Here is a 14,341-nt window from a genome sequence, read left to right on the forward strand (position 1 = left end):
CTGTAGCGGCCCGCACCCGATGCTCTGGCTGTGGAACGTGACACGTCGTTGGGAGCGAAGGGCGGGGCGCGGTCACGGGCGGCAGGACCTCGGGATGGTCACGGTCGTGGTCCCGCTCTCGAAGTCATCACAGGCCTCGACATACGGCTGTGCCTTCGAGCACCGTTCCTGCCCGGCGCCGTTCAGCCAGAGGCACACTTTGGCAGCCTGTCCGTCTTTGAGCTTCTGCGCCTTGGTGTTGGCCCAGCCGTTGGAGGTGAGGATGATGCCCCAGCTGCCTTTCCGGGACGGGGGCGAGGTCGTGGGATTGTAAACCCTGACGAACACCCGGTCGCCTTTTACTCCGCGGATGATCTGGGCGTGGTGGTAGGCGTCTCCCGCGCACTTCCAGAGGATGGCCTGGCGCCCGCCCTGGGTCACCCGGTCGAGCCGGAGGTAGCGGCCGTTGCACGCCGCCTGCGCCGAGGCCGAGGCTGGGAGGGTGGTGAGTGGTGCGAGCAGGGCGACCGTCGTGGCGGCGGCCAGGAGAACTGGTCTCATCTTCGGGCTCCTTCCGATGACCGTCACCCTAGGAAGGCGTTGTTCAGCATCCGTTCAGCCGGCACTGACCGTGACGTTGTCCACCTCGACCTCGGCCAGCCAGACCCGCAACAGGAACTCCGTGCCGAGGCAGTCGTCCGGCAGCGGATACCCGGTGACGGGGTACCACGCGGTCTGCACGGTGGCGTGGTCGAGCGTGTAGAGGACCCTGCCGCGGTCGTAGCTGATCTGCCAGTGATGGACGTTGTCGTCCAGTTCGAGAGTGGAACTGTCCGGCTGGTCGTCGACGAAGGCGTTGGCGGCGGGCAGCCGGGTCACGGCCAGTTCGGTCAGACGGCTCCCCTTCTCGCCCTGGTAGTAGGAGTACTGCAGGGACAGCCCGCGCGGCTGGGAGCCGTCGAAGCGGGAGCAGACTCCGAGGCCGTACCCCCAGCCCATGCCCGCGGTGGGCGGCGGGCCGGGGCCGCGCAGGGTGACGTCGAGATCCACCCGGAACCTGCACCAGTCGGGCAGAGAGGCGCGAATGCCCGCCCAGGTGTAGTCGGGAGTCCTGGTGATCTTCGCATCCTCGATCGTCCACCGCCTCGACCCGGGGGTTCGGGTGACGGCGGCTCCTTTGGTGTCGAAACCGGTGAGTTCGAGGTCCTGGGAGGTGCTCCGGGTGATGTCCACGCACGCCTGCCTACCGATCGGGACGGCGCCGGCGACGACGTTCAAGGGCATGAGCAAGGCCGTCACGACGACGAGCAGGCCCAGTCGCCGGCTCCGCCACGGGAACGGCACGGCCGCCAGGACCAGCCCGCACGCCGTCACCGCCGCGGCGACGGTCTTGAGCGCACCGGTCCCGATCAGCACGCCGGCGACGCCGGCGGCCGTGGCCGCCGGCCCGGCCACGCGTTGCGCGCCCCGGTACGGAAACCGTCGCCGGATCTCCCCGCCCAGCGCGTACGGGTCGGGAAGCGTCCACGATTCCGCGGGAACGACAACCTCCTGGCCCTGCAGGGCCGCGAACAGCCGCTCGACGGTCGGCCGCCGGTCGGGCTCCTTGTGCAGCGCCCACTTGATGAGGTCGCGCAGCCGGCCGTCGATCCCCTCCAGGTCGGGCTCCTCGTAGACCAGCCGGTGGGTGACCACGGCCACGGCGTCCTCGCCGAACGGGCACCGCCCGGTGGCGGCGTAGGCCATCACCGCTCCCCAGGCGAAGACGTCGGAGGCGGGCGTGCTCGGCTGCCCCATGGCCTGCTCGGGGGACATGTAACCGGCGGTGCCCGGCGCGATCCGCGTGGCCGTGGTCAGGCCGTCCCCCATCTGCGCGATGCCGAAGTCGATGACCTTGGGCCCGCTCGGAGCCAGGAGGACGTTGCCCGGTTTGAGGTCCCGGTGCACGACGTGCGCGTCATGCATGGCCTGCAGCGCGGCGGCGACACCGGTGCCGAGATCCACCAGTTCGGCCTCGGTCAGCGGCCCCGATTCGCGTACTCGCGCACGCAGGTCGGGGCCGTCGACGTACTCGGTGGCGAGGTAGGCGCGGTCTCCTTCGAAGCCCGAGCCGATGATCCGCACGGTGCAGTCGGGCGCGGACTCGGCGACCTTGCGCAGGATCTCGACCTCGCGGGTGAAGCGCCGCTGGTACTCCTTGTCGCCGAGCCGCTCGTCGCGGATCACCTTCACCGCCACGTGCTCGCCCGCCGGCCCTTCCGCCAGGTAGACGGACCCCATACCGCCCTGGCCGAGCAGCCGCAGGACGCGGTGGCCGCCCAGTCGCCGTGGCACAGGCGTCAGTCGCGGCACCAGGGGCCGCCGTCCGACGAGAGCCCGATCAGCGGGGTGAGGTCCCGCACGAAGCGGATCCGCAGGCACTGGTTCCGCTGTGCGAGCGACGTCAGCCGCCGGTGCGCGAGGGCGATCGCCTGCACCAGGAGGTGGCAGCCCACCCGCGCCGGCGGGGACGCCGGGCCGGCGCAGACGGCACGGGAGGCCGGGCCGAGGTCCGTAGCCACGGCGAGCGCGCGGGTGGTGCCGCGGCTGAGGTAAAGGTCGCACGCCGACACGTCGCACCTCAGCGTGCCGAGCCGGTGAACGGCCGTCGCCGTGGGCGGGATGCTCGCGGCGACGACACTCACCCCGATGTACAGGACGACGAGCAGTGCGGCGGCCTTGCGGAGGATCCTTCTCATCGCTGCTACCTTCCTTGCCGCGAGGGCCTTCCTCGTGGCTGAGGCCAGCATGCGGCGGGTCCGGTTCAGAATGGATTCAGCAGGCGGGTGACCCATCGCCGCCCGTAGTCGTCGCTCAGCTCGGTGAACATCGAGCGGGCCAGCTCCAGCTCGTCGTGCTGGCCGGTGATCTGGCCGACCGCGGCCAGCGCCCAGGCGTGCCCGTGCCGGTCCCCCAGCGTGCGCATCTCGGCCGCCACGGCTCCCGCGTCCTGGCCGGCCGTGGGATCTCCTTCCGCGTGCCGGACGAGAACCAGGCTCAGCCGACCGTACGCGGTCAGCCGCGGATCGCGCAGCCGCCGGCTCGCCAGGTCGTGCTCCTCCTCGGCGTGGCGTCTGGCGAGGGCCCGCTCGCCCCGGGAGAGCCGCACACCCACCAGTTCGTGCGAGCAGGCGGCCTGGGCGTGGCGATCGCCCAGGTCGCGAAGGATGGTCAGGGCGCCCAGCAGGCAGTCCCTCGCCACGTCCAGGTCGCCGTCGCGGTGCTTCAGCACGCCGAGCCCGCGCAGACAGCGCGCCTCACCGCGACGGTTGCCGGCCGCCCGGAACTCGCCGCGGCCGATGGCGAGCATGCGCTCGGCCGGGCCGTGTTCCCCGCGTTCGAGGTGCACGAGCCCGAGTCTGAGCAGCACCCAGGCCCGGTCCAGGGTCTCACCGTGGCGGATGAGGTGCCCGATCGTCTCCTGGAAGATCTCGGCGGCGCCATCGAGATCACGCTGAGCGTGTTTCAGGTCGCCGAGGTCGCGCAGGACGAGCGCGTGACCGCGGCGGGCCCCCGCCTCGAGCACGGCCGCCCGCGCGTGCCGGTTCGCCGTCCGCCATTCGTCGAGATGGAGACGTGTCTCGAAGAACGGGGTGAGCGCGTGCGCCAGCCGCCACGCGTGGAACGGATGCCCCGCCAGATCCGCCACCAGCGCGACCAGGAAGCCCCGCTCGGCGTCCAGCCAGTCGAGGCCGTCCCGCACGTCCGTGGTGTGCTGGACGGGCTCGCCGCCCGGGTCGAGCACGTCCGAGGTCAGCGGCAGCACCGCGGCCTGCACCTTGGCCAGGGCGAACGCCGCGAGCCTGGCGAGCCCGTCCCGGGTGTCCTGCGGCGTGGAACGTTCCCGTACGAACAACCGGACCAGCTCGTGCAGCCGGTAGCGCTCCTGGCCGGCCGCATCGGCGGCCAGCCGTTGCAGCAGCCCCAGCTCGGCGATCGTGTCCGCCCAGGCGGTTCCTCCCGTCTGGGCGAGACCCGCCCAGGCGGCGAAGTCGGTGGCGGACAACGCCGCCATCAGTTTCAGTACGGATTTCGGCCCGTCGTCCAGGCTGTCGAAGCCGAGTTCCAGCGGGGTACGGACCGCGACGTCTCCCGCGGTCATGGCGTCCAGGCGCGACAGCTGATCGCGCAGCCGCCTGGCCAGGCCGGCCGCGGAGTCGTCATGGCTCACCGCGAGCCTGGAGCCCATCACCCGCACCGCGAGCGGCAGCCCCGCGCAGGCGTCGAGCACGCGGCCGGTCGCCTGGTCGTCTGCGGCGATCCGCGCCGCGCCTCCTAGCCGGGTCAGCAGCGACCTGGCCTCCGTACGGGTGAGGACGTCCACCTCGTACGACTGCGCTCCGGCGAGCCCGGCCAGCCGCGATCGGCTGGTGATGAGGGCGAGCGAACAGGGTCCTGTGGGAAGCAGGGCGCGGACCTGGTCCTCCTTGGTGGCGTTGTCCAGCAGCACGAGCAGCCTGCGGGACGACGTGAGCGTCCGGTACATCGCCTGGCGTTCGGCCGGGGAGTCCGGGATCGATCCGCTCGGGACGCCGAGCGAGCGCAGGAACCGTGCCAGGACCGGCCACGGATCCGGTTCGCTGCGCAGGTCGGCGAAGAGCTGGCCGTCGGGGAAGCGCTGCCGGTGCAGCCAGGCGGTGTGCACGGCCAGGGCCGACTTGCCCACGCCCGCGTGGCCGTGCACGACGACCGGCAGCGGCGCCCCGTCGGGTTCGTTCGCCAGGGCGTGTGCCAGCTGGGTGAGCAGTTCTTCGCGACCGGTGAAGTCGGGCAGGTCGTGGGGCAGCTGGGCGGGCGTCAGGCTCGGCTCCGCGTCGAGCGTCGGGTCCTGTCTGAGGATGCGCTCGTGCAGCCGGCGGAGCCGGGCGGACGGCTCGGTGCCGAGTTCCTCGGCCAAGACCCGGCGCAACCGGTCGTACAGCGCGAGTGCCTCGCCGAGATTGCCGGAACGGTAGAGGGCGATGAGGAGCAGCCGGTAGGCGTTGTCGCGCAGCGGGTTCTGGGCGACGAAGATCCGCAGGTCGGCGAGCACCCGCTGATGCTCCCCCCGTTCGATGCGCAGCTCGCACAGCTCCTCCAGGGCGTTGGCCCGGAGCTCCTCCAGCGGTACGGTCTCCGCCAGATGGAGGTGGTCGGACTCGACGTCGCCGAGGGCGGAGCCGCGCCACAAGGCCAGCGCCTCCCGCAACGTGTTCACCCGGTCGGTGACCCGCTGGTCCCGCCGGGAGAGCAGCGCGCGGAACCGCAGCACGTCGACCTGCTCCGGCTCGATGGTCAGCCGGTATCCCCTGCCCCCGGGAACGCTCTGGACGGAGCCCGGAGGCAGCAGCGTGCGCAGGGCGCTCAGGTAGACCCGGATGACTCCGGGGCTGACGTCCCGTGCACCCGCGAGGCATTTCTGGAGCATGCCGACCGACACGGGCCGGCCGCCGGCTAGAGCCAGTGCCGCCAGGACCGTCCGGTGGCGCGGGACTCGGATGGGGATGAGCCGTTTGCCGTCGTGGACTTCGAGCTCTCCCAGCAGATTGATCGCCATGGTCATTGCACGCTCAGTCCTCATTCGTCGTGGTGGTGGGCGACCGTCAGCGGTATTGGGTGTAGGCGTTGGCGTACATGCGGATCCAGTCGACGTCCTGGCGTGCCGGTCGCATCAGCGTTCCGGTCGGAGGGAACATGTCGAGCTGGGCCCCGCCGTTGGTGGAGTTGAAATAGCCGATCGAGGCGTTGATCGTGCAGATCAAGTCGCCGTCGACGTACCACTTCACCGAATTCGGCTGCCAGTCCACGGCGTAGTTGTGGAACTGCGTCGAATCCACCTGGAACGAACAGCTGTTCTGCGTACCGTCGTGGTGGACGAACAGCTCGACTTGCGGGGAATTCACGTCGCGTTCGGCGAAGTCGATCTCCGCGTTGGTCCAGTCGTCGTCGTTCTCCGGCCACAGCAGCGGAACGGCGTGGTAGGACCGGCCCCCGTTGTCGGCCAGCGGCATCGCACGTTCCCTGACCTCGACCCGGCCGTACTTGAAGGCGCGCATGCGACTGTACAGACCACCCGTCTTACCGCCCGCGGTGCCGGTGACCGACAGGTGTCCACCGCCCTGTGTGGTCTGTGACGCGCATCGCTGACCATGGTTGTTGTGGCCGGGCGAGCATCCGGTCGTCTCTCCGGGATCGGCGCCGAACAGTCCCCACTTGCTCAGGTCCACCGAGCTCCCGTCGAACTCGTCCGACTGACTGGGCACGGAGGTGCCCCAGCCGTGGCGGACCGCCGCGAGGTCGCTCGGCGGCGGGGCCGCTCCGAGCCGGTAGTCGCACTGGGTGGCCTTGAAGCCGGTGCCGGTCGCGGTGCCGAAGTCGCCTTCCTGCAGCACGTGCGCCGAGGTCGCGCCGCTCGGCACCGTGGCGGTGACGGCGACGGGAGTCCATGGGTCGCCGGATTCGGCGAAGGTCGGCAGGGTGGTGATCGGGCCCCGCTGCTCGCTGAGATAACGGCCACGGGAGTTGTACCACTCGACCACGATCCGGGCGGTGCCTGAGCCGTGGACGACCCGGTCCCTCGCGGAGAACGTCCACGTCTGGCCGGCGGTCACCGACAGCTGCGGCATGTAGAACGAGCGCCCGCCCGTGTCGAACGCCCAGTTCACCCCGGGAAGGTCACCGACGGGGTCGCGCGTGACCCAGCCGCCGTCCAGGGAACCCCAGCCGTCGAGGTTCGAGGCGAGCACCGGGTTGGCACACGCGTTGGCCGCGGCTGCGCCGGGACCCGGGGGCGCGGCGATCAGGAGAGCGGCCGCTGTCGCGACGGCGCTCGCGAGGGCTGTCAGGCGCCGCCGTAGCGGACGAAGTTTCATGGCAGGCTCCCACGTGACTCGAGGTGAATGCAGGTGCTTTCTCGAGCAGTGAATGCCGCGCCGGGAAGGTCCGACAGTGCAGGACTGCACTGTCGGACGGATGACGCAGACAGTACGGACGCCTGAACTCGATCAACTGGGGCCGGGGCACTGATTCACCGACGCGCTGGCGACTCTGCGCACCTTGACGCTGGCCAGAACGGATCCCGACTTCACCAGATCCTGCACGTCCTCGATACTCATCTGCGTGTCGTGGAAACGTCTGGCGCCTTCCAGGTCCACCGCCAGAAGGTCGATCCGGTAGTTCTGGCCCACGCCGCCCTCGTTCTCACCGCCGAAATATTGTGCGCCCCGCCAGGTGGCGAGTTCGCTGGGCTTTTCATAGCCGAAGACGAGCTCGACGTATTTGTTGGGATCGCCGTTGACCAGATTCTGCTTCGCCAGAATCAGCGTGGTGCCGGGCGGAAGCGACGCCGTGCCGGAGAAATAGGAGCAGTATTTGACGCCAGCGCCTTCGGCCGGCGAACTGATGGTTCCGCCGGCTTTCGCCGCGTCGCCGGTGGTGCGGCCCGGCGTGGTCAGCGTCGGCGGCGGACCGGTGCTGCCCGCGGCCGCGGGCGCGGCGGTCTGGCCTTGGCCGCCCCCGCCGGAGGCACCCGTCAGCAGGTCCGACAGGTACACGCCGCCCACGGCGACGGCGAGGCTGCCTGCCGCGATCGCGACGGACAGCCGCCGCCGTCGCCCCGGAGGACGCGGCCAGCCGGCCGGCGGCGCGCCGTGCGCATCGCCGATGGCCGGATCGGCTCCCGCGGGAGCGACCGCCTTCAGCAGGTCGCCGCTCCAGCTGCGCAGGTCGGACGGGCGGCGGGACGCGTCGTGGTCCATGGCGGCCAGGATGTGCGTCGTCAGGCGCCGGACGTCGCCGGCTCCTGCCGCCGTGGCCGCGGCCTCCAGTTCGCGCTCGATGCGGGCGAAGGCTCCTGGGGTGTCCGCGACCGGCGGGTCCTGCCCCGTCAGGCAGAAGAAGGCGAGCGCGCCGAGCGAGTACACGTCCGCGGCCACGCTGCGGGGCAGGTGCGGTGCGGCGAGGACCTCGGGCGAGGTGTAGGCGGGCGTGTGCCAGCCGACGAAGTCGTACCCGTCGTCGACGAGACGCAGGGTGCTCACGTCGATGAGCACCAGACCACGCTTCGCGTGCACGATGCAGTTGCCCGGCTTGACGTCCCGGTGCAAGCTCGGATTGCCGCCGGACCGCGTCATCGAGGCCAGGTCGGCGAGTGCCTCGCCGGCCTGGGCCACATAGTTGAGCCGCCGGCGGATCGTGTCGGGGCGTGCCGGGCTGGCTGCCAGCGACGCGTGCAGGGTTGGGCCCTCGACCCACTCCATGACCAGGTAGGCCATGCTCTCGGTCGGGCTCTCCGTCGTGGTGCCGGTCGCGGGGTGCGGAGGCGCGCCGACGAAGACCTCGTCGAGCCGTACCACATGGTCCAGTTTCAGATGCCGCAGAAGTACGGCCTGGTCGCGCCAGCGCTGCTGGTCATGCGCGGAGGGCCAGTCGGCTCGGGCCTCAGGAGGCCGCTTGAGCAGTTTGATGGCGAGAGGCAGCGGCGAGGTCAGCTCGCCCTGATAGCGCGCCTTCCAGATGATCCCTTCGCCGCCCGGTATCCCTTCCCCGAGCAACTCGTACCGGTCCGGTGCTTCCGGCGGGCCGACGAACAAGCCGCTCGACTGGTCGGCCGCGAAGGCGGGCCCGCCCGGCGCCTCGCCCGACACGTCGGCCGTGGACCTGGACTGCGCGATGTCGGACGTGCCGCGGGTGACCCGCTCGTCGTCCGCTTGATCATGGCTGTCGTCAGGCGTCATCGCCGTCACCCTCCTCCGGCTCGGGCAACAGATCACAGAGCTCCGCCACACCGACCACGCCGGTACGCACCGCCCAGCGTGCGAGCGCCCACCGGAAGTCGTCGTGCGGGATGTCCAAGTCGTCCGTGGTCAGCCCGGGAATGCCGTGCCCGGAAAGGCTCTCCCGCAGCGACTTGACGACATTGCGCACGTACTGCGGCTGCCGCCCCAGCCGCCTGCCCATCTGCGCGTACGTCGCGGGAACCGCCTGCGGCCCGGCCTTGACCAGCAGCGGCTCGCAGAGTGCGGCGAGCACCAGCCGCTGGCTCCTGGTGAGCGACATCGGCGAGGTGACGGTCTTGGGGGCACGGGTCACCACCTCGTCATCGCGATTAGGGGTCAGCGACCGGGCGTCCACCCGCACGGTCACCGCCGCGCCACTGCGGCCGGCGAAGACGACGTTGAAGATCGGGAAGGGCAGCGACGTGATCGCCGCCCTCGGCTCCACGACCCGGTCCTCGCCGGCCGGCGGTCGTACGACGAGCGGTTTGTGATGTGAATCGTTGCGGATCAGGACGCAGTCATTGAGCACGATCAGTGAACCCGCGCGGCGCGAAAGGTGTTCGTCATCGGGCAGGTGTACATCGCAGGTGCGGCTCCGGCCCAGCGTCAGCGACTGCCCCCGAGATATGCACCATTGGTCGCCATCGAATGCCACAAGTACCGTCTCGTCCGGCTTCGATGACCGGTCGAGCCGAACATCCGTCATGTCGCAAGTCCGCCCTTCTGAGCGACTTGACTACTCCCCCACCCCACAACGAACGCGGAACTCATTGATCACATCCCAATTCCACGAATAGCGACCTTTGCATGTCATTGAACGGCGAATCATGCAATATCGCCATAGAGGCTGACAAGATTCGACCGGTCCGCACAAAAAGGCTCTAGCGGCTATCACGCAATTCGGCGCCGTCGCAAGACGGCCATTCGGTCATCACGCGAGTGGGGTGCATCCCGGCGGATGGGATACCGCGACATCCATCGGAAGATCAGTAATCTGGCCTGTCACGCCGTCCTCACGTCAGGAGCCGCAGCCCATGTACTTCATCCACCGCCGCCGTTCCCGGTCCGGCGCCGTTCGTCGCGCCCTTCCCCTGCGAAGAGCTCGCCCCTTCGGCCGCCGGTGACGTCGGCGCCACCTACCTGCTGTGCGCCACACTGCCGGCCAGGCACGACACTCTCGGCTGGGATCGGACGTACGTGCTCCCCGGTGTGCGGCTGCCTCAGCTGGCCGCGGCGCTCCGCCGGCCGATCCGCAATCGCGACGACTGGCCCCAGGATCTCCTCGGCCTCAGGGCGTTGGTGGGCCCGGACGACGACGGCATCGCGCCCGCGTTCGAACGGCTCAGCCGGTTCGCGGAAGGCGCAGGCGAGTTCCCCGGGCCGCATGACCAGGCGCACCTGGCGGCGCTGGAGCACCTGCGCACCGTCACCCCCGACGACGGCCGCGTGCCCGAGCGGACGCTCATCCAGGTCGGCGAGCACCTGGCGCAACTGGCCCTGCACGCGGACGGCATCGGCCACCGGCCCTGGTACGTCTTCGACGACGTATGGGCCGGCGCCCACCCCGAGCTGGCCGCCTCTCTCATCCACTACGCCTACCACTGGGATCCCGGCTGCACGCGCGGGCACGGGTTTCTGATGCCCTGCCAGAACGAGGAGTACCTGGACCTGCGCCTGGGCCATGCGGACCGCGTCCGCGACTACGAGCCGTACGACGAACCGCTGGCGACCGGGCTGACCGGCGCGCGCAGCGTCGCCGAACTCCGCCGGCGGATCTTCCAGGACACCGGCACCGGCGAGCAGCGCCTCCTGCTGGTCCTGGATCAGGACCATCGCAGTGAAGTGTTCGGTGTCATCGGTGCCGTGCTGGGGCATCCGACGCCGGACGCCTGCCAACTCCGCTACTTCCGACTGGTCAGGCCGGGCCGCCGCCCGGAGCTCGCCTCCCGGCTGATCAAGGCGCTCTGTCTGGAGCTGCGGAAGGAGGGCTACGGCAGCCTCGTCCTGAGCGAACCGCCGACCGAGCTCTGCCGGAAGCGGTTGCGATCGGTCATCGTGCGCGGCGCATCGCCCGTCGGCCGGGTGATTCCGTTGACCGATGTCCGCCTCCCCGGCTAGTACGCCCGGCGGACGGATCCGTTCCTCCTCTGAAGACGGCAGGCCCGGAGCGGGTCATTTGGTGGCGAAGAGCTGGGTCCAGACGATCACGCCGTTGGCGTCCTCGACGGCGCCTACCCCGGTGTAGGTGAACTTGCAGTTCATGAGGGAGGCCTTGCTTCCGGGGTCGTTCATCCAGGACCCCACGATCACGGCCGGGGTGCGCTGGCCCTTGCCGAGGAGCTCCGCCCACCTGCCACCGCGCTTGTAGCCGGCCGCCTTGACGCGGTCGATGTAGCCCCGGCCGTCGCGGGAGTCGTGGGAGAAGTAGCCGTGCACCGCCATGTCGGCCGCGTGCGCGTGGGCGGCCCGGTGGAGTTGCGGGTGGTGCTTGAGCGCCCGGCAGCCCTTCTTCTTCGCCCGCCGGGCGTTGACCAGCCGCACCACCATGTTCTCCCGCGCCGTCCCCACTGCGGCGGCGGACGAGGAGGGCGTGACGGCCTGCGCCGTGCTCATGGGTGCGGCGAACGTGATCAGCGCGGCGGCGACGGTGAGCAGGCCGAGGGGACGGTGCATGGGGGATCCTCCAGGTGCGGCGGGCGGCCTCCGCATTCTGGCGCGCCCCCGGTTGATGCGTCATCTTATTTCGGAATGATCACCATCCGCTACGTGAGTCAGTGGTCACCGCACTAAACGCGCAGCACGCGTGGGCCGGAGTCGCCGTAGCGTTGGGCGGTGGCCCGGGGTAGCTGTTTGCCGGTGATGACGTACGTCAGCTGCTCGATGTCGGCGAACTTGGCGAAGCTGGCCACGCCGAACTTGGTGTGCTCGCACACCAGCACCGTCTGGCGGGCCGCCTGCAGGGCCGCCGTCTTGGCCTGGGCCACGGCCGGGTCGGGAGTGGTCAGCCCGCGGTCGAGCGACACGCCGTTGGTGCCCATGAAGGCCAGGTCGACGTTCAGCTCCGCGAGCATCGCGGTCGCCCATCGGTCGACGGTGCCCATGGTCTTCGGGCGTAGCCGGCCGCCGACCATGATGACGTCGTGGTCGGTCTGGCGGTTGAGTTCGGCGGCGATGGTCAGCGAGCGGGTCACGACGGTCATCCGGTGCAGCCGGCGCATCGGCCCGACCAGGTCCTCCGGCAGCGCTCCCTCGTCGAGGAAGACCGTGTCGACGTCGACCATCATGGCGACCGCGGCTTCGGCGATCATCAGCCGCTCCTCGGTCTTGGCCTTGCGCCGGTGCTCCACCGGCGTCTCGAAACGCCCGATGTCCGTGGGGTAGAAGACGCCGTACGAGCGGGCGATCAGGCGCTGAGCCTCGAGCGCCCGCAGGTCCCGGCGCAGCGTCGCGGGCGAGATCGAGAACAGGTCGGCGATGTCGGAGACGACCGCGCGGCCCTCGCTCCTGACATAGGTGAGGATCCGCTGCTGACGATCGAAGGCACGGCCGTGAAACGAGCTTGACACCTTGTTGTCACCCTTGCACATCTGGACGAAACGTTCGCGTAATGGTCACAGATTCACCCCCATATGAACAGATTCGTCCACGAGACCGCCAGTAAAGTCTGCACCTGTTCGACCTCGATGCGGATGGGTGGTAGCCCGTGAGCAGTGGAGCAAGCGATCTCGACGCGAGATCAGCCCTCTCCGACAGCGCCCGCCAAACGGCCGATGCCCGGGAAACGACGGCCGATGGGCGGCGTGCCGCGGCACGTCGCCGCCGGCGCGGGTATCTGCTGTTCGCCGCGTTCGCGCTGCCCAACCTGGCGTTGATCGCCGTGTTCTCGTACTGGCCGATCATCGAGAACGTCTACCTGAGCTTCACCACCTGGGACTTCATCTCGCCCCAGGCGGAGTGGGCCGGCCTGCTGAACTATCAGTCCCTGTTCAGCGGCTGGTCCTTCCCCGAGGTGCTGTTCCGCACGCTGGTGTGGGTGGTCGTGGTGGTGGTCGTGACCCTGGTGCTCGGCCTGGCGCTGGCCATGTTGTTCGCGCAGCGCCTCCGGGGCGCCAACGCGGTGCAGACGCTCGCGTTCGCCCCGCACGTGCTGTCCGGGGCGGCGATCGCGACCATCTGGCTGTTCATCTTCGATCCGAACACCGGCCTCAGCCGGCTCGTGTTCGAGGCGTTCGGAGCGAGCTCGCCGGCCTGGACGAACGACGACTCGTGGGCGCTGTGGGCGCTGATCATCGTCTCCATCTGGAAGGGCCTCGGCTTCGTCGCGATCGTCTACCTGGTGGGCATCCAGCAGATCCCGGCCCAGGTGCTGGAGGCGGCCAGGATCGACGGCGCCGGCCGGTGGACGCAGTTCCGGCGGATGATCTTCCCGCTGCTCTCCCCCACCACGTTCTTCCTGGTGATCACGCAGACGATCTCGGCCTTCCAGTCCTTCGACGTGATCGCCATGATGACCGGCGGCGGGCCCGCCCGGTCCACCACCACGTTGAGCTGGTTCATCTATGACGAGGCGTTCAACCGCGGCAACGTCGGTGTCTCCAGTGCGGCATCCATGATCATGTTCGTGGTGCTGATGGCGATCACCGTCCTGCAGTTCCGATTCGTCGAGCGGAGGGTTCACTACTGATGACGGTCATGCCGACCGCTGCGGCGACCGAGCCCGCCCCGCGCGAGCCCGGCTCCCGCCGTACGCGCTGGTGGGGCGTGCTCGCCCTGGTGATCACCGCCCTGGTCTTCCTGATCCCGCTCTATCTCTTCGTCAGTACGGCGTTCAAGACGAACGCCGACATCAACAGCTGGCCGATGCGGCTGATCCCGCGATCGCTGACGCTGGAGAACTTCGTCAACGCCTGGACGTTGGCGCCGTTCGACCAGTTCCTGATCAACTCGGTGGTGGTGGCGGCGATCGGGACGGTGCTCAAGGTGGTGCTGGCCATCTCCACCGCCTACGCCTTCGCCTTCCTGCCGTTCCCCGGCAAGCGTTACCTGTTCATCTTCATGCTCGGCGCGCTGATGGTGCCGGGGCACGTGACCCTGCTGGTGAACTACATCACCGTCGGCCAGATGAACCTGCTGAACACCTATGCCGGCCTGATCCTGCCGGGCGTGGCGTCGGCGTTCGGCACCTTCCTGCTGCACCAGTTCTTCCGATCGCTCCCGTACGAGGTGCTGGAGGCGGCGCAGCTCGACGGCGCCGGGCACCTGCGCAGGATCTTCTCGGTCATCATGCCGATGGCCCGGCCGGCGATCATCACGGTCGGGCTGATCGCCCTGATCGACGAGTGGAACGGCTTCGTCTGGCCGCTGATCGTGACGAACTCGGTCAACATGCGGACCCTGCCGATCGGGCTGCTCTACCTCAAGGAGAACGACGGCATCAACGACTGGGGCGCGCTGATGGCCGGAACCCTGTTCGTCGTCCTGCCGGTGGCGATCGTCTTCCTGCTGGCACAGCGTTACATCGTCGCCGGTCTGGCCGGCAGCGCGGTTCGCCGGTGATGACCATGTGC

The 14,341-nt window shown here is 69.6% G+C and carries 12 protein-coding genes; 3 read left to right on the forward strand and 9 right to left on the reverse strand.

The window, feature by feature from the left end; translation table 11 throughout:
• Positions 1–72 precede the first annotated feature (72 nt).
• The 7 genes from OIE67_RS31105 to OIE67_RS31135 form a co-directional block, all read right to left on the reverse strand.
• The gene (locus tag OIE67_RS31105; protein WP_326627113.1) at positions 73–540 is read right to left on the reverse strand and encodes a hypothetical protein; all 468 of its coding nucleotides are present in this window, start codon (positions 538–540) and stop codon (positions 73–75) included.
• 54 nt (positions 541–594) lie between these two features.
• Positions 595–2,313: a serine/threonine-protein kinase gene (locus OIE67_RS31110; RefSeq protein WP_326627115.1), complete on the reverse strand. Its 1,719-nt coding sequence runs from the start codon at positions 2,311–2,313 to the stop codon at positions 595–597.
• A 5-nt stretch (positions 2,314–2,318) separates the two neighbouring features.
• Positions 2,319–2,717, reverse strand: a complete 399-nt coding sequence (locus tag OIE67_RS31115) for a hypothetical protein (RefSeq protein ID WP_326627117.1) — start codon at positions 2,715–2,717, stop codon at positions 2,319–2,321.
• A gap of 65 nt (positions 2,718–2,782) precedes the next feature.
• Complete coding sequence (locus tag OIE67_RS31120) at positions 2,783–5,560, reverse strand: AfsR/SARP family transcriptional regulator (RefSeq protein ID WP_326627119.1); 2,778 nt, start codon at positions 5,558–5,560, stop codon at positions 2,783–2,785.
• A 40-nt stretch (positions 5,561–5,600) separates the two neighbouring features.
• A complete protein-coding gene (locus OIE67_RS31125; protein WP_326627122.1) occupies positions 5,601–6,869 on the reverse strand; it encodes a glycoside hydrolase family 16 protein in 1,269 nt (422 codons plus the stop codon).
• A gap of 132 nt (positions 6,870–7,001) precedes the next feature.
• Positions 7,002–8,732, reverse strand: a complete 1,731-nt coding sequence (locus tag OIE67_RS31130; protein ID WP_326627123.1) for a serine/threonine protein kinase — start codon at positions 8,730–8,732, stop codon at positions 7,002–7,004.
• Positions 8,722–9,480, reverse strand: coding sequence for a hypothetical protein (locus tag OIE67_RS31135; RefSeq protein WP_326627126.1), 759 nt, complete (start codon positions 9,478–9,480; stop codon positions 8,722–8,724). Before OIE67_RS31135 ends, OIE67_RS31130 begins: the two co-directional genes overlap by 11 nt.
• Positions 9,481–9,983: 503 nt before the next feature.
• Here OIE67_RS31135 and OIE67_RS31140 point away from each other — a divergent pair.
• Positions 9,984–10,892 (forward strand): hypothetical protein, encoded by a 909-nt coding sequence (locus tag OIE67_RS31140; RefSeq protein WP_326627128.1) that lies wholly within the window; start codon positions 9,984–9,986, stop codon positions 10,890–10,892.
• Between the two features lie 54 nt (positions 10,893–10,946).
• Here the strand turns inward: OIE67_RS31140 and OIE67_RS31145 are convergent, their stop codons facing one another.
• Both OIE67_RS31145 and OIE67_RS31150 read right to left on the reverse strand, forming a co-directional pair.
• Positions 10,947–11,447, reverse strand: coding sequence for a CAP domain-containing protein (locus OIE67_RS31145; RefSeq protein ID WP_326627130.1), 501 nt, complete (start codon positions 11,445–11,447; stop codon positions 10,947–10,949).
• A gap of 113 nt (positions 11,448–11,560) precedes the next feature.
• Positions 11,561–12,340, reverse strand: coding sequence for a DeoR/GlpR family DNA-binding transcription regulator (locus OIE67_RS31150; protein ID WP_181307621.1), 780 nt, complete (start codon positions 12,338–12,340; stop codon positions 11,561–11,563).
• Between the two features lie 137 nt (positions 12,341–12,477).
• Between OIE67_RS31150 and OIE67_RS31155 the strand changes: the two genes are divergently transcribed.
• Both OIE67_RS31155 and OIE67_RS31160 read left to right on the forward strand, forming a co-directional pair.
• A complete protein-coding gene (locus OIE67_RS31155) occupies positions 12,478–13,458 on the forward strand; it encodes a carbohydrate ABC transporter permease (RefSeq protein WP_326627134.1) in 981 nt (326 codons plus the stop codon).
• Entirely contained in the window at positions 13,458–14,330 is an 873-nt protein-coding gene (locus tag OIE67_RS31160; protein ID WP_219911928.1) for a carbohydrate ABC transporter permease, read from the forward strand. The genes OIE67_RS31155 and OIE67_RS31160 overlap by 1 nt, the downstream gene beginning before the upstream one ends.
• Positions 14,331–14,341 lie beyond the last annotated feature (11 nt).

Origin of the sequence: Nonomuraea fuscirosea, from assembly GCF_035917475.1 — a bacterium.
GTDB lineage: Bacteria > Actinomycetota > Actinomycetes > Streptosporangiales > Streptosporangiaceae > Nonomuraea > Nonomuraea fuscirosea.